23 protein-coding genes are annotated in these 23,107 nt (G+C 43.8%); 5 read left to right on the top strand and 18 right to left on the bottom strand.

Features of this window, described 5'->3' with window-relative positions:
- Window positions 1-23: 23 nt before the first annotated feature.
- Together EO131_RS02800 and EO131_RS02795 are read left to right on the top strand one after the other, a co-directional pair.
- Complete coding sequence (locus EO131_RS02800) at window positions 24-500, top strand: ankyrin repeat domain-containing protein (RefSeq protein WP_127018820.1); 477 nt, start codon at window positions 24-26, stop codon at window positions 498-500.
- Window position 501: 1 nt separating this feature from the next.
- Entirely contained in the window at window positions 502-1,278 is a 777-nt protein-coding gene (locus EO131_RS02795) for an amidohydrolase (RefSeq protein ID WP_127018819.1), read from the top strand.
- Here the strand turns inward: EO131_RS02795 and EO131_RS02790 are convergent.
- Complete coding sequence (locus EO131_RS02790; protein WP_127018818.1) at window positions 1,262-2,881, bottom strand: Ig-like domain-containing protein; 1,620 nt, start codon at window positions 2,879-2,881, stop codon at window positions 1,262-1,264. The genes EO131_RS02795 and EO131_RS02790 overlap by 17 nt on opposite strands.
- Before the next feature lie 65 nt (window positions 2,882-2,946).
- Window positions 2,947-3,414, bottom strand: a complete 468-nt coding sequence (locus EO131_RS02785; protein WP_241243780.1) for a ComF family protein — start codon at window positions 3,412-3,414, stop codon at window positions 2,947-2,949.
- Between the two features lie 276 nt (window positions 3,415-3,690).
- Between EO131_RS02785 and EO131_RS02780 the strand changes: the two genes are divergently transcribed.
- Window positions 3,691-4,587 (top strand): hypothetical protein, encoded by an 897-nt coding sequence (locus tag EO131_RS02780; RefSeq protein ID WP_127018816.1) that lies wholly within the window; start codon window positions 3,691-3,693, stop codon window positions 4,585-4,587.
- A 36-nt stretch (window positions 4,588-4,623) separates the two neighbouring features.
- A complete protein-coding gene (locus EO131_RS02775) occupies window positions 4,624-6,165 on the top strand; it encodes a glycine--tRNA ligase (protein ID WP_127018815.1) in 1,542 nt (513 codons plus the stop codon).
- Here EO131_RS02775 and EO131_RS02770 read toward each other — a convergent pair.
- The 7 genes from EO131_RS02770 to EO131_RS02740 form a co-directional block, all read right to left on the bottom strand.
- Window positions 6,162-7,829 (bottom strand): formate--tetrahydrofolate ligase, encoded by a 1,668-nt coding sequence (locus EO131_RS02770; protein ID WP_127018814.1) that lies wholly within the window; start codon window positions 7,827-7,829, stop codon window positions 6,162-6,164. The two genes, EO131_RS02775 and EO131_RS02770, sit on opposite strands and share 4 nt — an antisense overlap.
- Before the next feature lie 106 nt (window positions 7,830-7,935).
- Entirely contained in the window at window positions 7,936-8,448 is a 513-nt protein-coding gene (locus EO131_RS02765) for a DUF3124 domain-containing protein (protein ID WP_127018993.1), read from the bottom strand.
- 56 nt (window positions 8,449-8,504) lie between these two features.
- Complete coding sequence (locus tag EO131_RS02760) at window positions 8,505-8,897, bottom strand: hypothetical protein (RefSeq protein ID WP_127018813.1); 393 nt, start codon at window positions 8,895-8,897, stop codon at window positions 8,505-8,507.
- Between the two features lie 49 nt (window positions 8,898-8,946).
- Complete coding sequence (locus EO131_RS02755; protein ID WP_127018812.1) at window positions 8,947-9,597, bottom strand: SdpI family protein; 651 nt, start codon at window positions 9,595-9,597, stop codon at window positions 8,947-8,949.
- A 2-nt stretch (window positions 9,598-9,599) separates the two neighbouring features.
- Window positions 9,600-9,854 (bottom strand): autorepressor SdpR family transcription factor, encoded by a 255-nt coding sequence (locus tag EO131_RS02750; protein WP_127018811.1) that lies wholly within the window; start codon window positions 9,852-9,854, stop codon window positions 9,600-9,602.
- 339 nt (window positions 9,855-10,193) lie between these two features.
- Window positions 10,194-10,460, bottom strand: coding sequence for a DUF3592 domain-containing protein (locus EO131_RS02745; protein ID WP_470295060.1), 267 nt, complete (start codon window positions 10,458-10,460; stop codon window positions 10,194-10,196).
- Window positions 10,461-10,572: 112 nt separating this feature from the next.
- Window positions 10,573-10,797 carry a helix-turn-helix domain-containing protein gene (locus EO131_RS02740; protein WP_127018809.1) on the bottom strand — a complete coding sequence of 75 codons (225 nt, stop codon included), beginning with the start codon at window positions 10,795-10,797 and terminating at the stop codon, window positions 10,573-10,575.
- Window positions 10,798-10,896: 99 nt separating this feature from the next.
- Here EO131_RS02740 and EO131_RS02735 point away from each other — a divergent pair, with 99 nt between their 5' ends.
- A complete protein-coding gene (locus EO131_RS02735; protein WP_127018808.1) occupies window positions 10,897-11,088 on the top strand; it encodes a hypothetical protein in 192 nt (63 codons plus the stop codon).
- 59 nt (window positions 11,089-11,147) lie between these two features.
- Here the strand turns inward: EO131_RS02735 and EO131_RS02730 are convergent, their stop codons facing one another.
- From EO131_RS02730 to EO131_RS02690, 9 genes are all read right to left on the bottom strand, one after another.
- Window positions 11,148-13,469 carry a toll/interleukin-1 receptor domain-containing protein gene (locus EO131_RS02730; protein WP_127018807.1) on the bottom strand — a complete coding sequence of 774 codons (2,322 nt, stop codon included), beginning with the start codon at window positions 13,467-13,469 and terminating at the stop codon, window positions 11,148-11,150.
- 259 nt (window positions 13,470-13,728) lie between these two features.
- Window positions 13,729-15,201 (bottom strand): M28 family peptidase, encoded by a 1,473-nt coding sequence (locus EO131_RS02725; RefSeq protein ID WP_127018806.1) that lies wholly within the window; start codon window positions 15,199-15,201, stop codon window positions 13,729-13,731.
- Between the two features lie 56 nt (window positions 15,202-15,257).
- Window positions 15,258-16,241: a metallophosphoesterase family protein gene (locus EO131_RS02720; RefSeq protein WP_127018805.1), complete on the bottom strand. Its 984-nt coding sequence runs from the start codon at window positions 16,239-16,241 to the stop codon at window positions 15,258-15,260.
- Between the two features lie 5 nt (window positions 16,242-16,246).
- A complete protein-coding gene (locus tag EO131_RS02715) occupies window positions 16,247-17,674 on the bottom strand; it encodes an amidohydrolase (RefSeq protein ID WP_127018804.1) in 1,428 nt (475 codons plus the stop codon).
- Window positions 17,675-17,814: 140 nt separating this feature from the next.
- Window positions 17,815-18,300: a GyrI-like domain-containing protein gene (locus tag EO131_RS02710; protein WP_127018803.1), complete on the bottom strand. Its 486-nt coding sequence runs from the start codon at window positions 18,298-18,300 to the stop codon at window positions 17,815-17,817.
- A gap of 25 nt (window positions 18,301-18,325) precedes the next feature.
- Complete coding sequence (locus EO131_RS02705; RefSeq protein WP_127018802.1) at window positions 18,326-19,192, bottom strand: hypothetical protein; 867 nt, start codon at window positions 19,190-19,192, stop codon at window positions 18,326-18,328.
- A 53-nt stretch (window positions 19,193-19,245) separates the two neighbouring features.
- On the bottom strand, window positions 19,246-21,306 hold the full coding sequence (locus EO131_RS02700) for a TonB-dependent receptor family protein (RefSeq protein ID WP_127018801.1): 2,061 nt from the start codon (window positions 21,304-21,306) through the stop codon (window positions 19,246-19,248).
- Window positions 21,307-21,325: 19 nt separating this feature from the next.
- Complete coding sequence (locus EO131_RS02695) at window positions 21,326-22,432, bottom strand: Gfo/Idh/MocA family protein (protein ID WP_127018800.1); 1,107 nt, start codon at window positions 22,430-22,432, stop codon at window positions 21,326-21,328.
- Window positions 22,433-22,468: 36 nt separating this feature from the next.
- Entirely contained in the window at window positions 22,469-23,023 is a 555-nt protein-coding gene (locus EO131_RS02690) for a cysteine hydrolase family protein (RefSeq protein WP_127018799.1), read from the bottom strand.
- Window positions 23,024-23,107 lie beyond the last annotated feature (84 nt).

Raw genomic sequence — 23,107 nt, 5'->3', positions numbered from 1 at the left:
TTTTTTATAAATTTCATCGTACAATGAACAACGTAGAAAACTTCTTTAACCATATCAGAAATGGTGATGTAACAGCTGTGGCTGAACAAATCGCCAATAATCCCAAATTGTTGGAGGTGAAGGACCAAAGGGGGTCCACACCCTTACTGTTGGCCACCTATTACGGCCATGAAGATTTGGCAAAGCTCCTTTTGGAAAAAGGCGCACAAGTAGATGCCAAGGACGGTTCGGGCAACACCGCTCTTATGGGCGTCTGTTTTAAGGGCTACGTGGAAATTGCAGACTTGTTGATCAAGGCTGGTGCCAAGGTAAACCATAAAAATGCCATGGGCGCCACCTGTTTGATCTATGCAGTGACCTTTAATAGGGAAGACATGGTGAAGTTGCTTTTGGATCATGGCGCTGAAGTTTCTGTAAAGGATGCCAAAGGCAAATCGGCCTTGGACCATGCCAAAGACCAAGGATTACAGCATTTGATAAAACTATTGGAAAACCATTAATATGGCCGATACCCTGAACATAGCATTGATACAGTCCCATTTGCATTGGGAAGATCCTGAAGAAAACCGGAAAATGTTTGCGGAAAAGATGGCATCCATGCCCGAAACTGTGGATATTGTGGTGCTACCGGAAATGTTCACCTCAGGGTTTACCATGCATCCAGAAAATCTGGATGCAGCAGAAGGGGATAGGACCGTACTATGGATGAAGGAGTGGGCACAAAAACGGAAAATAGCCATTACCGGAAGTATGGTCTATCGAGAAAGCGAGCATTTTTTCAATCGGTTGTTTTTTGTGTATCCGGATGGAACCCACAAGAGCTATGACAAAAAGCACTCGTTTACACTTGCTGGGGAGGATGCCGCCTACACTGCTGGCAGGGAAAAAGTCATCGTGGAATACAAGGGGTTCAAGATATGTCCCCTAATTTGTTACGACTTGCGTTTTCCCGTTTGGGCGCGTAATGCGGAAGGGTATGATGCCTTGATCTATGTAGCAAACTGGCCCAAACCCAGAATAAATGCGTGGGATACCCTGCTGCAGGCACGTGCCATAGAAAATATGGCTTATTGCGTTGGGGTCAATCGCATTGGCGAAGATAATTCAGGGTACGAATATCCGGGACATTCAGCTGTTTATGATTGCTTGGGCAATGCGTTGGGGTATTCGGAAAAAGAAGAGATTGTATATACCACATTGAGTAAGGAGCATATTCAATCCATGAGGGATAAACTACGATTTTTGGAAGATCGGGACGAATTTAGTTTGTTAGGATAAAGGTTTCCTCTTGGTCCCAATTCGGTCGAATTTCAATTGTACTGGGGAGGTAACTTATTTTTTCAGGCTGTCTTTCTTCCAAATAACTTCCTGTATCCCATTGCCCATTACCATTTTCATCTTGTATAACCCGTACAATGTACTTGCCAGGTTCCAAATTGATAAAAGCAAAAATTTGGGATTCCGTAGCCTTCAACTCCCTTTTTACCTCGCCCTTTTCGTTGGTGAGCTGCATAATTACCGGATAGGAAACCTCACCTCCCAAGGTAATCCGAAGATTGCCATAATCTGCCAAGCTTCCTGTGGATAGGTTGTAATCCAACGTGTCGTTTTTCATGCCAAAGAAATCCGTGATGGCACCGGGCAACAGCGAAAAGGAATATTTTTGGTTGGGCAGCGCTTCAAAATCAAAATCAATCTTGTTTTTGAGCGTATCAAGCACCTGTGAATAGGCCATCGGGACGGAATCACTCACTTTTAATACGATTTTACTCGTATCGATTTCCGCTATCGGTGTGTTGGCCAAAATACTGAAGGTGTCCTCAATATTGAATTTACCCCGGGCACTGGCGGTTACCTGAAGCGTATCCATGGGCAAATCCCTGGTCTTTACGGTAAAGGTGTCTATGGAGCCCAAGCGTTCGTTGGTTACTGTGAAAAGGATGGAATCCAACTTTGTTGGGGTGAACCAAAAATGCAAGGTATCCTTTTCCCGATCTTTAAAAATAGTGGTGCGCACCGTGTCGGCCAATTCGGTCAAGGGGGCAATTTGCATTTCCTTGTGGTCACCCTGGTAACCAAAAATGATCCTGTTTTTGGCCACCAAGGAAGGCACGGAGGCTTTAAAATCTGGAATTTCCTTAAACAAGTTCAACAAATACACCGAATCGGTGGGAATGGTTATGGTATCCGTCACAAATCCAATTTTGTCCTGCCGTTGATCAAACTTGTTGTTCTTGTTCACATCATTGATGGCAAAAAGGGCGTATTTGCCCGCTTTCAAGTTTTTTAACTCAAAAAACGGCAAGCTGTCACCGGTATTCGTGATGTATAGTGGCGGATTTTTATAAATGGTGGAATCGGTATAGGTACTGTCCAACTCATACAACATCACACTGATAAATTCATCAGGCTTTTTATTGTAGGCGTCTTTAACGGCTCCCGCAACGGACAAGGAATCAATGTAATCCCCCGTGGAGAATACATAGGTCAAAAAACTGTTGGGGTTCCCCTCGTTGTTGTCTTGGATACTCTGTCCAAAATTGATCGTATAGGTGGTGTTCTCCCGCAGGGTGTCTTTGATCACCAGTTCGATATATTTGCTGGGCAGACCTTGGGGCGAAATTTCTGCCGCATTTTTGAACGGTGGTGAAACGACCAGTTGTTTTTGTACGTCCTGGAGTTTGATCAGTTCATCAAAATACAATCTGATCTTGGTTTCCTTGAAATTGGTGGTGAAATTTTCAGGTTCGGCGCGTACCAATTGGGGCGGGGTTACATCTTTTGGTCCTCCAGTGGGCGATCCACGTCTGGCACATTGCCAAAGTGCAAGGGCCATAAAGGCAAAAAATAGGAGACCCAACAATTTTTTGATGTACGACATGCCAAAAATCAATGTGGAACAAAGAAACAACTAATTTAAAAAATGGGACAAACCCTAGGAAAAATTTAACCCTGTGGTACCATGGCCATGCTCAAAACAGAAACCTCGATGCCGGGTATCTGCTGCAAGACTTGGGTGCACGCTTCAATGGTGGCTCCTGTGGTAATCACATCGTCCACCAAAAGAACATGTTTAAAGTGATGATCGGAACTCGGATTTAACTGAAAAGCCTCCTTGGAACTTTCCCATCGCAACTGCCGATCTTTCTTGGTCTGGGTTTTGGTGTTCACGACTTTCACCAACACATCGTCCCGATATGTGGCATCGATTGATTCGGCAACGGTTTGGGCAAAAAGGGCCACTTGGTTGTAGCCTCGTTTTTTCAGTTTTTTGGGATGTAAGGGAACCGGAATCACCACATCCACCGTTTTCAGGTTTTCATCGCCAGATAAATTGGCGCCACACCATGCTCCCAAAAACTCCCCGATCTGCTCCTGATTTTTGTACTTCAACCAGTGAAGCAGATTTTTCACTAGCCCATTTTTGGAGAAAAAAGTAAATGAAGCCCCCTTTTTTAGAGGAATTCGACCATAAAAAATGCGGTCTACGGCATTTTCTTGGACAAAGTTATGATCGGTGAGTGGCACATCGTGTCGACAAACGGCACACAAGGTGCTTTCTCCCCTATATAATTGGGCATTACATCCAAAACATACCCTGGGCAATAGGATGTTGTTAATCTCGTTTATTATCTTAGCCAACCTTTTTGGTATCAAATCTTATACGCGTTAAGAGCAGTCTGTCAACCCATGAACCCCCAAGATAATAATTTCAACTACAAGATTATCTTTGCCGCCCTTGTTGCGGTCATTGTGGGTATTTTGATTGCTTTCTATTACAGTTATGCCCAATCCAAGAACCAAATGATGTTTTTGGAGGAGGAAAAATCCCTTTTGGTGAAAGATCTGACCTTGATGAAAGTGGAAGTTGACAGGCTTTCCGGACTCAACGAGGTCAATGAGATAGAGTTACAGACCTCCAGGTTCAGGGTCCAGCAGCTCTTGGATTCCGTGGGACGCTTGAATTTTAGTCTTACCAAACTGAAAGAGACCCGAAAGGAGCTTCGTAAGCTGGAACTTCGGTACGATAGTTTAAAATTGAAGAACAATTTCCTTCGTTACAACAACGACCTATTGGCCAATCGGTACAACGAGACCCTCAAACAGTTGGAAGAGCTTCGCGGACGTACCAGCAATATGGAACGGACGGAATCCCTGCTTCGAGAGACCAATCGTGAATTGGCACGGGAACTCAAGGTCAAAAGCTATCTCAAACTACAGGATGCCGATGGTAGTGGGTTCAGACTCCGTGCAGGCCGACCGATCAAGACCAACAAGGCCTCCACCATTGAAAAATTAAGGGGCTGTGTCACTATCATGAGCGATCCGAACACCAAGGGCGACATCAAAGTGTTGTACCTTCAGTTTTTGGACCCCAACATGGCCGTGATCGAGGACAACGCCAATACAGTTTCGGTTAGCGGCAACACCTACAGCAAAAAAATGGAAATCGTTTACACAGGCAAGGAAATAGACGTTTGCGATGCCATTACCGTTCCGGAGGGGTCATTGATCGAGGGAATTTACACCCTAAATGTTTTTGAGGACGAAAGATTGCTCGCTTCCACCGAATTTCAGCTGAAATAGCACATTTCTTTTTGGGTAAAATTCTATTTTTGCCCAATGGCAAATCAAGAAGACGTTTTTAAGAAGGTTATCTCCCACGCTAAGGAATACGGGTATGTGTTCCAATCCAGTGAGATTTATGATGGACTCAGTGCTGTGTACGACTACGGACAGAACGGCGCCGAGCTGAAGAAGAACATACGCGAATACTGGTGGAAGGCCATGGTGCAGCTCAATGAGAACATTGTGGGCATCGATGCCGCCATCTTTATGCATCCCACCACTTGGAAGGCCTCCGGCCACGTGGATGCCTTCAACGATCCCTTGATAGACAACAAGGATTCCAAAAAACGGTACCGGGCCGATGTGCTCATCGAAGATCATGTAGCCAAAATTGAGGCCAAGATCGAAAAGGAAGTCGCCAAGGCCGAAAAACGATTTGGTGATAGCTTTGATAAAGAACAATTCCTATCCACCAACCCACGTGTGATGGGTTACCAAGAGCAAGCGGATACCATCCTGAAGCGCATGGCAAGATCTTTGGAAAAAGAAGATTTGGCCGATGTAAAAGCTTTGATCGAGGAATTGGAGATTGCCTGTCCCCTTTCTGGATCCAAAAACTGGACCGATGTTAAGCAGTTCAACTTGATGTTCGGCACCAAATTGGGTGCCTCAGCCGAAAATGCCATGGACCTATATCTGCGTCCTGAAACCGCTCAGGGAATTTTTGTCAACTTTTTGAACGTTCAAAAAAGTGGGCGAATGAAGATTCCTTTCGGGATTGCCCAAACCGGAAAGGCATTCCGTAACGAGATTGTGGCCCGCCAGTTTATCTTCCGTATGCGGGAGTTCGAACAGATGGAGATGCAGTTCTTCATCAAACCGGGCACCCAAATGGAATGGTATGAAGCTTGGAAGGAAAAACGAATGAAGTGGCACCTGTCCTTGGGCATGGGAGCCGACAATTATCGTTTCCACGACCATGAAAAATTGGCCCACTACGCCGATGCGGCCGCCGATATTGAATTCAAGTTCCCATTTGGGTTCAAGGAGTTGGAAGGGATCCACTCCCGAACCGATTTCGATTTGGCCAACCATGAAAAATACTCCGGTAAAAAACTACAATATTTCGACCCAGAACTAAACGAAAGCTATGTGCCCTACGTGCTGGAGACTTCCATTGGTTTGGATCGTATGTTCTTGGCCGTTTTCTCCAACTCGTTACAGGAAGAAGAGCTGGACAATGGCACTACCCGTACCGTGTTGAAAATTCCAGCGGTTTTGGCACCCAACAAAGTTGCGGTGCTTCCACTATTGAAACGTGATGGACTGCCTGAAGTTGCGCAAAAATTGGTGGATGAACTGAAATGGGATTTCAATGTGGATTACGATGAGAAGGATGCCGTTGGCCGTCGTTACCGTCGTCAAGATGCTGCAGGAACTCCATTCTGTGTCACGATTGACCATCAAACCTTGGAAGACGATACGGTAACCATTCGACATCGGGATACCATGGACCAACAACGTGTAAAACTTTCAGAGGTGAAGGACATCATCTCCAAAGAAGTGGATATGCGTTATTGGTTACAGAAAATCTAGAACAACCCGGTAATTTCCCCGTCGTCGTTGATGTCGATGTTCTCGGAAGCTGGATGCGCCGGCAATCCGGGCATACGCATGATGTCTCCCGTAATGGGAATAAGGAAACCAGCACCTACCGCTATTTCAATCTCACGCACCGTGATGATAAAATCTTTGGGCCTTCCCAATAAATTGGGATTGTCCGAAAGGGATTTTTGGGTTTTGGCGATACAAACAGGCAATCCATCGAGACCGAGGTCGGTTATTTTTCGCAAGTTGGCCTTTGCTTTTGGGGTATAATCCACATATTCGGCACCATAAATTTCAGTGGCAATGGTGGCGATTTTTTCCTGTACGCTCATCTTCCAATCGTAAAGGGGTTTAAAGTCAGAGGTATGGGATTCCACTACATCGATTACATGCTGGGCCAGTTCCAACGCCCCTCCTCCGCCTTTGGCCCATACTTCGGCCAGGGCAACACGAATACCTTTGGATGCGGCCAGATCTTTGATCACCTGGATTTCCTCATCGGTGTCCGATACAAATCGATTAATGGAAATAATAGGGGTCACGTGGAACTTGGTAATGTTCTCCAAATGCTTTTCCAAATTGGGTAATCCCTTTTTCAAGGCTTCCACGTTGGGTTCGGTCAATGTTTTTAAGTCGGCACCCCCATGATATTTTAAAGCGCGGATTGTGGTAGTGAGTACCACGGCCTTCGGTTTCAGTCCAGCACTTTGGCATTTGATGTCGAAGAATTTTTCGGCCCCCAAATCAAAACCGAAACCCGCTTCGGTCACTGTAAAATCGGAATGGCTCATGCCCATCAACGTTGCTAAAACAGAGTTGGTCCCTTGGGCAATATTGGCAAAAGGCCCCCCATGGATTATGGCCGGATTCCCCTCAATGGTCTGCACCAAGTTGGGTTTAATGGCATCCTTCAGCAATGCGGCCATGGCTCCTTCCGCCTTCAAATCTCTGGCATAAATGGGTTTCTTGTCGTAGGTGTACCCCACAAAAATACGACCCAACCGTTCCTTCAGATCGGTCATGCTTTCGGCCAAACAAAGGATGGCCATGATTTCGGAGGCCGCTGTAATGTCAAATCCGGTTTCGCGTGGCACTCCAGAAGTGGTCCCTCCCAATCCTACGATCACATGGCGAAGCGAACGGTCGTTCATGTCCATGACCCGTTTCCAACCGATGGTTCTGGGATCTAGGAGTAGGGTGTTGGTCTTACTTTGAATATTGTTGTCGATAATGGCAGCCAACAGGTTGTGTGCTTTTTCAATGGCTGAAAAATCCCCTGTAAAATGCAGGTTGATGTCCTCCATGGGCAGTACCTGCGAATAACCGCCGCCCGTTGCGCCTCCTTTTATCCCGAAAACCGGGCCCAGGGAGGGTTCACGAAGCACCACCGTGGTCTTTTTGCCCAAGCGGTTCAAACCTTCGGACAAGCCGATGGACATGGTGGTCTTGCCTTCACCGGCCGGTGTGGGCGATATGGCGGACACCAAGATCAGGTTGCTTTGCTCCGCTTTTTTCCGGTCGATGGTGTTCAAGGGCAATTTCGCCTTGTATTTCCCGAACATCTCAATGTTGTCGGGGTTTATTCCAAATTTTTCGGCAATGGTGGCAATGTGTTGTAGCGTAACGCCTTTGGCGATTTGCAAGTCGGTCATAGTGAAGCATTTTTATGTCCGCAGGTAACAAGTCGTACTACCATGGAACTAGCTTACAAGATACTCAAATTGGAACAGTATTCCCATGACAATTGTCCTTGGGATTTTATTCGATACGTTTTCCTTGGGTAGTGAACGAAAGACCTTGTTGTCCGGAGGTAGAAATCATCACTCCCTCAAAATAAGGTTCGTGGGAAGTGGGTTTCATAGTCCAATGGAACAAAAAGTTGGCCCCGGTTCCCCCAGAACGGTCCTTTTCGTCAATCACGATTTCCACGGTTTCCATGGGTTTGATGAAGATGGGAAAATCAAAATAGGTGCGGATGGCATTTCCTTTGGTGTCAAAATATTCCGCCTTGTGGATGTAAATCGTGTCCCGTAGGTTGGTGTTCCGCATGCTGATGGTACTGGTGAGGTTGTGGGTGCGGTGTTCCGTTTCGCTGTAGATTTCCGAGTACACCGACAAATAGGAAGTGCCCGACACCAACGAATCGGTTGCAGAAAGGGTTGCCTTTCGGTTGTTCCAATTTACGGGGTCTACAGAGCTTACTGCTTTGGGTGCCTGTTCGGTGCAAGCGGCCAGGGCAATTACTAGTACAAACGGAAAGAGGTGCTTCATCATGGCATTGTGGAATAGGATTTCTAAGATACGGATATCATGGCAAAACCGCGAGATCAGGTCAACCACAATTTCAATTCCTCAAAAAGCTCCTCGTTGGCGGAGTAAATTCCGTTGAACTCCGAGATCAAGTAGAGGTCGTTCCCGTGGGCAAACTTGAAACGGATGGGGGCCCAAGTGGTGCCCATGCCACGTGTTTGAAGGGTACTGAACGTACCATCGTAGCCGTGGTACAATTGCTCGATTTCATTTTTGGGAATGTTGAACTGTACCTCTTCGTCATGAAAAATATCGTAACCCACAAAGTTGATGCCACTAGCATTGAAGGTCACCGAGCCCTTGAAACGAAAGGGTGGTGGGGCCAGCATAATATGGGATTGGATCCAATCCAGCCAGGTGCGGTGCCTGAAATCATTTTTAAAGATCAAAAAGCTGTTCTTTACCACCATGGTCCTGCATTTAGGCATTACTACCTTAAAATTAGGACATTATTGTGGCTTAACCTGCGGCTTTCTGTTCTTTTCGATACAATAAAAAGGAATAGATGACCGGAATCAGGGCGATGACCACGGTGATGCCCATGAACACCATAAAATTGAGTTTGGCATCCAAAATCAAACTGCAAATAATGGCCAACAATCCGCCCACGAACCAGATCTTGCCCCCCAATTTGTGGGTGGCTTTCCAAATGGATTCGCTTTCGAGGGTCCACGGGGTGCGGATACCGATAAAATAGTTGGCCTTTATGGTCTTGAAGTAGTTGCCCAAAACCACGTACAAAGCGCCAACGATCATAAAAATGATGTTCGGGTTGCCCAAGCTACCGCTTTTGGTGGCATGGATAATAAACAGGGCCAAGGCCGACATGAACAGGGTAAGGATCAATTTGAGGTCGTGGTATTTGTTCCCCATTTTTTGGATTTGTTTTTTTGGGTCGATGTAGGGCACGACCGATAGGATCACATAGATCAACAAGGGCAACAGTATGGGGATCATGATCAGTTCCGACTTGTCGCCGTAGCGGTCCACCTCTCCCTTAATGTTATAATGCAAGGGCACTTCGGCGGGCAGTTGGTTCCACACATAGGCCAAATATAGAAAGGGGAGGAGCACAATACCGATCAGCGGGAGTTCCTTTTTTAGTTTCATAATTACTTCTTTAAGGTTAGTATCCAGTTGAGCAAATCTTCCAAAATGGTGGTGTTGAGGGAGTATTCCACAAACTGCCCCTTTTTTTCGCTGGTGACCAGATCGGCTTGGCGCAGAATGTCCAAGTGGTGCGAAATACTAGGTTTGGAAATGTTGAACCGTTCGGCGATCTCCCCCGCGTTCATGTCCTTTTCCTTGAGCAGTTCCACGATCTGCCTGCGCGTTTCATCATTCAGGGCCTTGAACAGCGAATTCATGCTTTTAGTTATTTAGATAAATATCTAAATATTAATTGAAATATACAAGTGAGTATGGGATAAAAGGTTTAGGGTGAAGGGTTTTTTTGGTAAAAGGCAATGGGTAAAGGGTGAATGGGTCATGCGGAACTCTTCCGTCATGCTGAACTCCTGCCTGCCGGCAGGCATGGTGTTTCAGCATCCCATGTTTATGATGCACTGGGTAGGACCCTGAACTGAATTCAGGGTGACGAAGTGTCCCCTTATTGAAAATTGAGTTTAGCCGTCATGCTGAACTCGTTTCAGCATCTCATGCTTAAGGTGCACTGGGTGGGACCCTGAACTAAATTCAGGGTGACGCTACAAAATGCTAAAATGGGTGTACTTAAACTTGTTATATTTTCCCAAATCAATCTCGTTATTGGTTGGATCGTCTGGGGAATAAAAAACAGTAACATTCTTGCCAACACACCCTTCGGTACCATCATCACATTTAAAATAATGGCAAGATGCTGTACCTTTAAACTGAATGCCATTAACCGTAAAGACATAGTCCAAATAGTAGGTGTTATTGCTGAATGAAAAATCGGTTACAACACCACTGGTCTGTTCAAGATTCTCAACCAACTTTTTGGTTTGAAAGTGCTGGTAAGTCAAACCACCGAGAAATACTAAAATGACTATTCCTATAACGATTGTATTTTTTCCACTTTTCCCCATGGTGTTATCCTAAGAATACTCAATCAAATCCCTCACTAAAAAATTCTTCCAAGGTCATATCAAAAGCCTGTGCAATTTTCAGTAGGCTTGTGTATTGAATATCGGTGCCTGTTTCGTATCGACCATATTGTGCTCGTGGAATCCCTTTTTCAAAGGCAAAATTTTCGTAACTACTGTATCCTTTTTGGATTCGTAGTGACTTGATTCGATTCGCCAGTTTCTTGATTTCTTTCGATTTATCCATAAGGTAAAGAAATCATTAGCACCATCAATTAATTACTACTAATTAGTAGCTTTTTAAAAATTGTTTTATAACTTTAGATATAACCAAATCTTCCGGACTATGAATGAATCCCAAATCACTGAATTCAATGCATGGATCAAAGATTGCTGTGGTACGCCCGAAGTGTTGGGCCACTACCTAGATCTGGCTGTGGAAATGTTGTTTTATGTGGAGCAGGGCACTTTTGAGCAACAGGAACTGCAGGATGTTGTAACTGTGTTGATTGAAATTAAAAGAATATTGAGTTTTTAAATACTTTAATAATCAAAAGCCGATACAGCTTCATTTATAGAAAGAAGATGCTCATGGATTCAATATTCCTTTTCATTAGATTCAGGAATTGAGTTCAAATCTTTGATAGCATTTTCCAATCCCTCAATTTTATAGATTTCTTGCAATGATTTTTTTGGATAACTTTTATTTTGATTCAACTTGATTGCATCAAGTAAAATACTATTTGCTTTTTCAAAATTCTTTTCAATATAGTAAGCAAATTCTCCTCGCATACAATTGAGTATGTCCTCAGCCTTTATATCTGAACTGGAAGCCATAGAATCAATTAATTTTTTAAGGGTATTAATGTCATATGAATCAACTTTCTTTTTTCTAATTATGCTTACAAAGTAAGAATGTATATGATATATGTTTGTTTGTCTTTTTTCATAATTCTGTTGCGCTAATTCCAAAGCTTCATCATATTTACCCAATGAAAGATAAATATTCACAATTTCTCTTTTAGTTCTTGAATGTTCTGGATAGGAATTAAGAGCTTTAAAATAATATTCCAAAGCTTTCTCTCGGTTTCCTTTATTTCTATAATAAAATCCTAACAAAAAATAATAGTCGAGATTATCTGTTTCATTTTTAAAGAACGATATATGATCAAAGAAGCTTTCATTTTTTGTTCGAGCATATGCCAAAGTAAGCCTGTATTTTGTTTCCCAAATAATTTGTTGGTCAAAATTCTTGTTCTCTAATAACTCTAAACATATTTTGATTACATAATTATAATTTCCTTTATCATACTCTTTTATTACATTCTTGATTATTAGTGAGGGAATAAAGTATTTCTTAGGAATTTTAACTTCTTCTTCAAGCATGCGCTGAAGAGTTATCATAAACTCTGAATAATCATCTTTGATTATTTCATCTAAATCTTGATGCAGTAGCTCCTTGGTAACTGAATTTAACCGATCCTTAAAATTAGATTCAAGTTTGATTTTAGATCTATTTATATAATCTGATAATGTTGGATTTAATTTTACATATTCATATCCACCAAATACAAAATTGAATAATGAGAGATCGAAAAGCTTTTGCAATGCTGATGATGTATTGTCATTATCTCCAAACACCTTATTGATTAATTCTAAACTAAAAATTTCATTGCTCGAAAGTAGTATTGCTAATTGGTAAGCAGTAGGAGTTTCTTTTAAATGATTCAATATAGTGCTACTAAATCTATCTGAATATTCAATTATATCAACAATATTCTTTTTCGCCTCAATTGGGTTTATTTCAATCAAATTAACCGCATAAATAATTTGCGACGGTATACCATTAAGATTTTTAATGAAAAACTCCTTGTCCTCTCGGCTAATATTTTCAAGTTGATAGATATTAAGCAATTTTAAGAAAAGATTTTTAGTCTCTTGTTTTGATAACTCTGGAATTCTGTAAACCAAAGATTTCCTTTCTTTTTTTAAAAGAACTTCATTTGGTCGGTATTTGGAAATTAAACAAAGCACTAGATTATTATTAAACAAATCATTGTTAACCAATTCTTTAAACCAATCTACAATAGTGCCATTTGGTAAAATAATGCTCCCTTCATCAACAACAAAAATCAATTCTTTATAATCCATAAATTGTTTCACCAAATCAATTGTAATATTGATTTTTTCTGCAATACCAATGCTTGAAAAGTCATAATTCGTAACTTCTTGATTTTTGCTTATAGAATTTAATTTATAGATGAAATTTTCAATACTTTCTTTAGCATCAATTGTAATTGTAGTTGGAGTGTCTAGATAATCAGTTAATTTATATTTTCTTAATGCATTTTTTAGAAAAGTCCTTCTGCCAATTCCTTCGAAATAATTATAAGCAATTATATAGGTTGGAGTCCAATTATCAAGGTTATTTATTTCATTTTCAAATTTTTCCATCTCAGAGTTTCTCCCAACAAAATTTTTTTCAATTTCTTGATTAAATCTGTTTTTTTTGAAGCTAACCTCCTTTAATGCTTGCTTTACTTTCTTTAAAATTACAACCTCATTATTTATATATTTCAAATTGTATGGTTTAGCAATCCATTTTGGAATTCTTTCATCTAAATGAGTGATTTTTTTATCAATAATTATTGGAATAATTCTATCAAGAAATTCGTTGTTTAAGTTTTCCTTCGCTTTTTGAATTTCTTTCTTTACCCATGATGAATTCAGTGATTCTTCCGAAATAAATAGCACAAAAATGTCCGAGCTATCCAATTCATTGAAAATCTCATTAAGTGTTTTTCTTCCAGGTTCAAAAGAGATTTCATCCAGTACACAGTTCTTATTACCAAGTTGATTGGCAACTTTTCGTACAATTTCTTTGTCCTTACTACTATGAGATAAAAATGCTTTAGCCATAATTCTTATTGTCTGTTTCTGAAATTGCGATTCTCTTTAAAAGTAGGAGAGCCTCATTTTTTAAAATTAGAAGCTATCCAGGATTAAACATACTTCAATGGTTTATTTTAATAGTTTTTAACTTTCATGTGGAAATACTAAGTAAAAAGTCACAAAAGGCTTAAAATTATTATAGAAATTAAGATTTTAATTTTTAATAATTTATACATTTCTTTTTTCGACTTAAAAAGTGCAATTGCAAAAATTTAAATCCTAATATTTATCTTAATCCATACAACACCTTCCCAGCCTCTTCATACTTGTCCCCAGCATTCCAAAACAGTTTGTCCGGGGTGTTGGCGATCAACCGCCCAGTGTACACATACCCCTGGTAAAATTTTAAGAGGTAGCCATAGTCCAAAGAGTCGGCCTCATCGCTGGCCTGGTGATAGTATTTAAAGATTTCGTCGTTAAAACTGCTGAACCCGGTGGAGTAGGTAGGTGCAGGAATTCCCTTTTGGGCAAAACTCACGTTGTCGCTGCGATCGAACAAGCCTTGTTCTGGTGCCGGGTCGCCAATGGCCTTTAGGCCAAAAGTGGATGCACCCTTTTCAATCAACGATTGGGCCGAGGTTCGTTCCAAACCGATAATGGTGGCCAAAAAAGTATCGTTATACCCACCGCCATCGGTGTTAAAACAATACGACATTTGATCGAGCGGGATTACAGGATGCTCTGCATAGTATTGGCTGCCCAACAGGCCCATTTCCTCTGCCGTGAACAGAATGAATAACGCCGATCGCTTGGTGGGGTATTTGTTCAGGTTCTCCAACATGGACAATACGGCGGTGACCCCAATAGCATTGTCGCGCGCCCCATTGTAGATGCTATCGCCTGCGGCATTGGGTTGGCCGATGCCCACATGATCATAGTGGGCGGAGTAGATCACATATTCATTTTTTAATTGCGGGTCCGTACCTTCCAAAATTCCTACAACGTTTTGGGTGTGCAGGGTGGTCTTGGACTGCCCATCCGATTTTAAGGTGTAGGATAACTGCATATCCGGTGTAAACGTGGGATCGCCCGATTTGGTGTTTACCCAAAGATGGGGCATTTCCGAAGTTTCACTGGTATCATCGGTATCTTTTACCGTGGTGCGGCCACCGATGTAATGTTTCAAACGGCTCCACATGGCTTCATCAAACTGCACGAGTTCCACAAGTCCCTTGGCGCCCTTTGCCTTGGCGCGCTCCAACTTTTGTCGGGTACTTCGGAACATTTGGCCTGGATCTTCCCCGGCGGCACTGCCTCCCAGTTCGACCACAATTTTCCCAGCAACCGTCATGCGATTGAAATCCTCTTCCGAGCCGTAGCCCAAGAACACGGCTTCCCCGGATTCGTCGACTGCGGGTAGTGCAAAAGCAGCCTTCAAGGGATAGGCAGTTCCATTTAAACTGATTTCGATGTATTCGGGTGCTCCTGTTTTCACGAGATCAAACTTTTGGTAGTAAGAATCCGTGCCTGGAATGGGTTGGGCACCATTGCTTCGCAGTTCGTTGGCCAAATAGCTGGCAGCGATTTTGTTGCCGCGGGTTCCAGTGGCCCTACCTTCCAACAGGTCGTCCGCTAAAAAATAAATATGGCTTTTAATAGTGTTCACGTTTACGGTGGCTGCGGCTTTTTCTTGGTCCGTTTGTGCAGATAGCATGCCGACCATTAAGAACGCAATGCATAGGGAAACTAATTTTTTCATCGAATGTTTGTTTGGTTTTGGATAGGTATTGCTGTTTTTAAAGATAGCCAAAAAGCTTATTGGCCGGCAGGAACATTTCCTTGTTCATTTAAAATGCCCTCCATTTTTAAATGGGTGATCACTGGTTTTTTGGCCATGCGCACCAAGGTCACATGATCAAATGCCATGGAATCCTGGGGGTTTTGACTGCCACCCGTAGTACCCAAAATGGTATAGCTACGCCCTTTCCGTATTTGGTTGGAAAAGGAATGAAAATGCCCATTGATCACGGTATAGTCACGATCGGCCAAGAGGTCTTCCAAGGGTCCCAGCCCCTTTTCGTCCTCGCGCATCCACAGGGGCTTGTGCATGAGCACGAAGGTCCATTTAACATTGGGGTATTTTTTCAGCACTTCGGCATAATAGTCGAGTTGGGCGTTGCTCATGCCGCCTATCCTGCGTTCCGGCATGTGGTAGTATTCGGAGTCTTCGTACGTGCCCTCGATTTCCCCATCAATGATCTTTAGGGCAATGGCGCGGGCCTCATAAATTTCGATCATGCGCTGTTCTTCATAATCCTCGGAGTCCATCATCAGGAAAAGCACATTGTCGTACACAAAATGGTAGTACCGTGGACCAAAGCGGTTTTTCCAAAATTCCCGCATGGTGGGATTGGTCAAATCGTGGTTGCCCCCCAAATGGAAAAAGGGCATGTTCAGTTTGGCCGTGCGATCGTCAAAGGAATCCCATTCCTTGGCCAATTGTAAGGTATCCTCGGTGCCCCCATCAATAAGATCGCCCACGCTGAGTACAAAAGTGGGGTCGAGTAGGTTGAGTTGTTGTACCGCCGTGGCGTAGACCCCTTCGCGTTCCCCACCGTTGAGGTCAGAAATAATGGCAAAAGTGAAATCGTCCTCCGTGGGTTCAAATTCGTTGGCCGTCCAAGGGGTGGGTCCTTCGGAAATGTCGTGAACAAAAAGGGGCGGAACAGGTTCGGGTGTTTGCTGTTTACAACTGATGAATGCTAGGACAGCCAACCAAAAAAGAAAATTGATTTTCATGAGTGTTATTTTTTACGGTAATCCAGTGCAGGTTTTCTATCGCCGAGGAGGGCTTCGTATTTAAAATCGGGGCCTCTTCGTGCGTTGAATTCGGCTTTTACCTGCTCCAACAGTTTGGGATTTTTAAATAGGTCCATCGCGGTGAGTGCCATGGTCTTGGCGGCCACCATCATTCCCTTAAAACCGATATCGGTACCTCCTGCTGCAACCGCTTGCCAGCTATGTGCAGGGGTGCCGGGTACCCAAGTGGCGGTGGTAACCGCTCCAGTCGGGGTGTTCCAACTTACATCCCCCGTATCGGCTGATGCTTTGCCATAGGTAAACTCCATCGGCTGGATTTGCCCTGCACTTTCAATGGGCTTGGGTGTGCCCAAGGTTTTCTGGATCTCCTCGGCAAATGCAACGTCTTCCGGGGTGTACGCCACGCCGCCCACTATGGTCATGTTGGCGTGCATTAACTTTTCGAGCGCTTCATTGGGCAACCGTTCGTAGGTGCCCCCGATGATTTCGTAGGTCATCTCGGTCTCGGTTCCGATAGCGGCACCTTGGGCCGCTTTCACCACGCGGTCCCAAACGGCTTTTACCTCCAATCGGTTGGAATGGCGGATCACATAATACACTTCGGCTTCTTTGGGCACAATGTTGGGAGCATCCCCACCTTTGGTGATCACATAATGGATACGGGTTGGTTCCGTGGTGTGTTCCCGTAGCATGTTCACCAAATCGTTCATTCCTTCCACACCATCCAATGCCGATCTACCCAGCTCAGGGGCCATGGCCGCATGGGACGATTTGCCTGTAAATCGGAATTTTCCCGAAATCGTGGCCAAGTTGGTGCTGGGGTTGGCCGTGTTTTTGTCCCCGGCATGCCAGGATACAATGGCATCCACATCATCAAAAAGCCCGGCCCGTACCATGTATACTTTTCCGGAACCGCCTTCTTCGGCAGGCGTCCCATAAAAACGGATGGTCCCCGATTTCCCGGTTGATTTTAGGTAGTCTTTGGCTGCAATGGCAGCAGCCAACGATCCTGTCCCGAACAAGTGGTGGCCACACGCCTGGCCCGGGGCACCCACTACCCGCTCCTTGCGAAAGGGAACCGCATCCTGTGACATGCCCGGCAAAGCATCAAACTCCCCAAGCACCCCGATTACCGGACTGCCGGAACCATAGGTGGCCGTAAAGGCCGTTGGGATGCCAGCAATGCCTTTTTGAATGGTAAACCCTTCTTTGGCTAGTTCGTCCTGTAATAGGGCAGAACTGTTTTCTTCCAGATAGCCCAGTTCCGGATTTTCCCAAAGGTCCTTGGCGATGGTAGTGTAGTGGTCTTTTTTGGCATCGAGCTGATCCATGAGCTGTTTCTTGTCTTTTTGGGCAAAGCCAAATGTGGAAACAAGTGCAAAGACTGTGGTGAACAATACAAGGTTTTTCATTGTTGAAGTGGTGTTGAGGTTGGTTTGTTATTGAGTTGGTGGTCGGGATAAATCTATCGCAATCCTCTCAAAGATAACATTTCTAACCCATTGATATAAACCTTCATCCCCAAAGGGGATGGTGAAATTGGAACGGGGAATTATTTGGGACGTATGGGAATCCAGAAGGTTTCTTCGGATTCGGTGTGTTCGCCTTTGTATTGGTCCCCCATTAAGGCAAAATAGGGTCGGTCGTCCATTTCATATTTGGAATTGGGGAGCCAATCTCCATAAATATATTGAAAGGTTGCCATGGCATCACTGGGTCTTCCTTTGTAGTTGAAAACGGCATAAACTCCTTTGGGAATCACCAACGTTTCCAGGCCTTCTGGAATTTGGCCATAATCCCTTACGGCAATGGCGGCCCATTTTTCAAAAGTTCGTTTTGGATCAAATTGATGGAAAAAAGATGTTTCCGGATAAATGTCCACAGCATAGGTATCGGCATTGACCTTATTCTTGATTTCCTTGATGCGTGGTGCAAAGCTTTTCCACAATGCAAGGGTTTCGTCCTTGGCAAAGGATGTAATCTTTTTTTGACCAATCAATTTGGTTTCGGGCAGCGTTCGGATTATTGGTTTTAGCACTTGAGAATTTGTTAACAATTGGAAATTACTCTATTCCAAATTTGTTCATGGCTTCTGTGCGGATGTTCTCGGGAGCTATGTTTACTCCTGGTTGGGTGCCAAATATTTGATAACCGAATTCAACGCCATAAATCCTATCGATCAGCAATTTAACAGGGGTAGGTTTCAGTTCTTTCTTTTTCACGGCATTCAGAATAATAGGAAGGTATCGTTTCATGGTTTCAATGTCAGAATGTTGGATGACTAGCCACATAATGTGGGCGTACTTGTCACCAACCCTACTTTTTCCAATATAATCTCCATGGGTTTGGAATATAGAATCAATGGCTTTCATGTTTTGATGGGACATCGCTATCATTTTCTCGTCTGATGCCAATTGTTTCCGGACACTTTGATCTTTTTCTTCCAACTGGGCCATTAATCGCGTCAAAGACTCATCCAAGTTATTCTGTTTGATGTAGGTATCTATATTGAAAGGGGTATTGTCAGCGTTTATGGGACCACAAGATTGAAGAATTTTATCGTAGTCATTTTTAAGACCTGAATATAAACTGGTATCATACTTCAGTTCATCTAACAGTTGACAGCCCTTTTCTTTTTCTGCCATTTTTTCCAATGCCAAAATGATTTTTTCTTCAGGCTCTTGCAATCTATAAAGAGCTATGGCCAGATTCCAGTAATCCAGTGCATTGAAATTTTCCACTTTTCCACCAGTGGCACGTTGGGTGCCTTCCAAACTTACTTTGGCCAATGCCAAATCATAGTCGGTCACGTTTTCTCGTTGAACAACAGTCATGGAAAGCACAGAATTTTCAAATTCTGTAGGATTCCAATTTTGGCAAAAGCCAAGAACAGGAATCAACAATAATGTTGATTTGAAAATTTCACGCATGATGGTTGTGTTTAGGATTTCTTTAAAGATAAGCAATGCTTTGTTGCAACCCGCTAAAAATCATAGCCCAATCGTATGCCAGCAAAGTAATTGCGCCCGTTTCCGGGATAAAAATAGCGCGGTTGAGCACCGCCAAATCCCACAGCGTTGATCAATACGGATTGGGCGTAATTGGTATCGAACACATTATTGATACCGGCATGCAAGCCCAACGAAAAATCAGTTGCTATTTGGGCTCGGTAGCCCAATTTTAAATGAAAAACATGGTACGCCTCGCTGTAGATCGAAGTCGCATCGGTCAACGGAATTTTATCTACAAATTGGTGATTTAGGTTCAGTTGCAGTCCGTTCGAATGCTGTAGATCCAAGCCTGAAGTCAATCGGTGCCTTGGCACCCCGGTCAAAGGATTTCCGGAATAGTCGTTATCACCATCCACAAAATCCACAAAAACATGGTCGCTAAATGTATAGCCCAGATAGGGTGTAATTAGCAGTTGTTTGGACAAATACGTTCGGTATTTTACGTCCAATTCCAATCCTTGGTGTCGGGTTTCCCCGGCATTTTTCCCGATATATTGGTCCTCGCCCACGCGTTGGGCCACCAACAGGTTGTTAATGTCCATGCGATAGAGGGTCCAATCGAGGGTCAACTTTTTGTTCAACCAAGCAAATTGTCCGCCAAGTTCATAATTGGTTCCGGTTTCTTGGGCAATATCCGGATTAATGATACCCTCGGGGGTTAATGATTCCTCCAAACTGGGATTGGAAAAGCCGCGACTGACATTGGCATATAGCTGACCATTGGTCAACGTATACCTTAGTCCGAGATTGGGCAATAGGATGGCGTCAAAATTGCGGGTTGCAGAGGTGTTCGCATCCCCAGCGTTAAACAGGTCTCTGAATTGGTAATGGGTTTTGTTCAGATTAAGACCCAATTGGGCCGAAAATCGGGTTGAAAGCGGGTAGGTCAGTGAACCAAACAGGTTGAACTGCCTTCGGAACTCTGTATTTCGGCTCAGCTGATTTCCTTTCAGACTCCCATTGCCATTGTTTTCGGCATAAAGGTTCTGAAATGTGCCCCAATGGTATTCGTCTTTGTAGAGTTCTGTTCCCAAAACATAAGTGCCGGTACCCCATTGACCCTCAAATTGGCTCCGAAACCCAAATCCGTTGGTGAATTCATCCAAAATATTGAAAGGACGTGGTTCATAGTGGTCCAAATACGTGTAAAAAATACTAGTGGTGTTCTTCAGTTTATCCGAAAATTGATAGGTGTGCGACAACCCTGTGAGCACATAGTTGTTGGCCTCAAAGCCTTGGGCAGCCAACCAGTTGGATGCAGCCCTTGTGGGGTCTTCCTCAAAATCGGTCTGGTTGATGGAACTCGCGATATAGGCCGTGTAATCGATATAATTCAAAACATAGGAGAGGGAACTTTTATCCGCTAGCTGAAATGTAGTGTTCAATAAAACCCCATCACGTTCAAACCGGTTGTTTTGTCGGTACCCGTCCGTTTCAAGATGATTGTAGCTCAAGGAAATTCGAAACTTGTTGTCGTAGTGGGTAAAGGATAGATTGTCCTTCAGCATGTTGTAGGAACCAATGGTGAAGGTATTTATCAAGCGCGTTTCTTCTGTTGAAGGAGCTTTGGTTTCCAGTAAAATGGCACCGCCCAAGTTCGCTCCATAGGCCGACCCTTTTGGACCTTTTATAACCTCAATTGATCCCAAATTCTCAAAATCGTAGGCCTCGATAGTGGAAAACCCTGTGCCGTTGGTTACGGGAATCCCATTAAAATACAGGCGAAGCTTGTCGGTGCCAAAAGGGGTTCGAGCCCCAACACCCCGAATGGTGATTCGGTTGGTGTTCAAGGCACCGGAAAGCATGTACACTCCAGGAATTTGGTTGATGACCGATGCAAAATCCGTGGGATTGAACCGTTCAAACGTAGTTGGGCCAATGGTTGTTGATGCAGTGATGCCAACTGCTTTTTTGGGTACAGAATCTTCCATTAAAATTACTTCTTCCAACTGGGTGATGGAATCCTTCGGGGTTTGCTGGGCCAAAACAAGGAAAGGGAACAGCATGCAAAATAGGGGAACAAAAACTCTCATTAAAGCAGGGTAAAAGCGATTAATTTTTCAAATGTATGGTTTTGCCAAGTCTGGCACTTTCTTTGGCCGCATCCAAGATTTCAACAACCGTCATGTTGTTTTCCAATGCGGAAAGATCATCAGGGTTTAATGTGATGGTGCCACGTACCACAGCGGCAAGGAGTGCAAATGGATCGTTATAGGGATAAGGTCTTTCTTCCAGTTGTGAGATGTCTTCCGAAAAGCCATCGTAGCCTTCTGCCATTCGAACCCGGAGCGTATTTCTGTTATCGGCATAGATGGCTCCGGTTAAACCATAAAGCTCCATGTCTTTTCTGCCAATGGGCCAATTCCAGGAAGGTTCCAAAATCGCTTGGCAATCCTCGTAGGTAAGGATAATTGTGGCATCGTCGTCCACTTTCGGATTGTTTTCCGCTTGGAGCTGCTGGGTCACCGCTGTAACACTAGTGGGTTTCTTGCCTTTTTTAAGCCATGTCATCAAGTTGGCGCCATAACAACCAAAATCCGTCAGTGCACCGCCCCCATTGAGCACAGGGTCTTGCAGCCACTCCAAAAACTCTTCGTTGACCCCAATTTTGACAGGGCCCCGATGTCCGTCGCGGACGATGACCTTTCTGAGCGCACCTATCTGTCCATTATCCAAAAGCTCCTTTGCCCGATGATTGGTGGGGTACCATGTGGTTTCATAATTGGTAAGCAAATGAATATTATGTTTTTGTGCAAGCGCGTTCATTTTCTGGGCGTGATCCAAGCTCACGGCCAATGGTTTTTCTACCATCACATGGATTCCTTTTGGCGCACAGGTCTGAACCACTTCCAAGTGCTCGTAAATGGTTCCGAAAGCGGTGACCGCTTCGGGTTTGGTGGCTGCAATCATCTCCTCCAAACTGTTGTAGACCAAGTCCATGGAAAAGCCATGTTGCGTTGCATAACGTTGTGCCAATTCCCGATTGGGTTCGGCAATGCCCACTATTTTGATGTCGCCAATATCCTCTCTACCCAATATCCAATGCACATGGGTATGGGTAAGACCGGCCACCCCAATTTTAAGGGGTTCGTCTTGCGCAAACGATTGGGAGGTTGTGAAATATAAACAGACCAGAAAAAATAGGGCAAAGCGTGCCATATGGTTTAGTTGATTTGTGCCCTATAAAAATAGGGACTAATTATCAAGTTCTGCCAATAAGGTGGCAGTGTCCTTAATTTCGGCAAACTCATCCTTCAAGTTGGCCAACTCGGTATTAAAAATGATATCGGCACCATACCTTTTGCCATCAATGCCCATTTTATCGAAGGCAGCGGTGGCATCTGAAATCAAGGTCACCTCAAAACCTAAATTAGCTGCCATACGTACCGATGTGGATATGCAATGTTCAATCGTGAGACCCACAATCACCAATTTTGAAATGCCTAGTTGGTGTAATCTGGATTCAAGATTGGTTCCGATAAAAGCACTGTTTACGTCCTTCTCAATAATTGGTTCGTTGACCATGGGTTGTACTGCGGGGTGAATGCCGTTTCCAGGTTTTCCTGGAAAAAGTGGAGATTTTGGATTGGTGGAATTGTGCTTTACATGAAAAATGGTCAAGTTGTTGCTTCGGAACGCGGCCAACACTTCCCCACACTTTTCCTCCGCGTCATGGTTGTTCCGCTCCGTGCCATAATAGGCTGTTTCCGAGAGTCCCGTTTGGATGTCGATCAAAACCAATGCAGTCATAGGCTAAAGGTACGGCAAACATGATGATAGTGCTATATACCTTTTTTCAATGTCCAGATCGATAAATTTGATTTTAGGGAGCGA

Origin of the sequence: Flagellimonas beolgyonensis, assembly GCF_003992615.1 — a bacterium.
Taxonomy (GTDB): Bacteria; Bacteroidota; Bacteroidia; order Flavobacteriales; family Flavobacteriaceae; genus Flagellimonas; species Flagellimonas beolgyonensis.
This window is presented reverse-complemented; position numbering and strand designations above follow the sequence as displayed.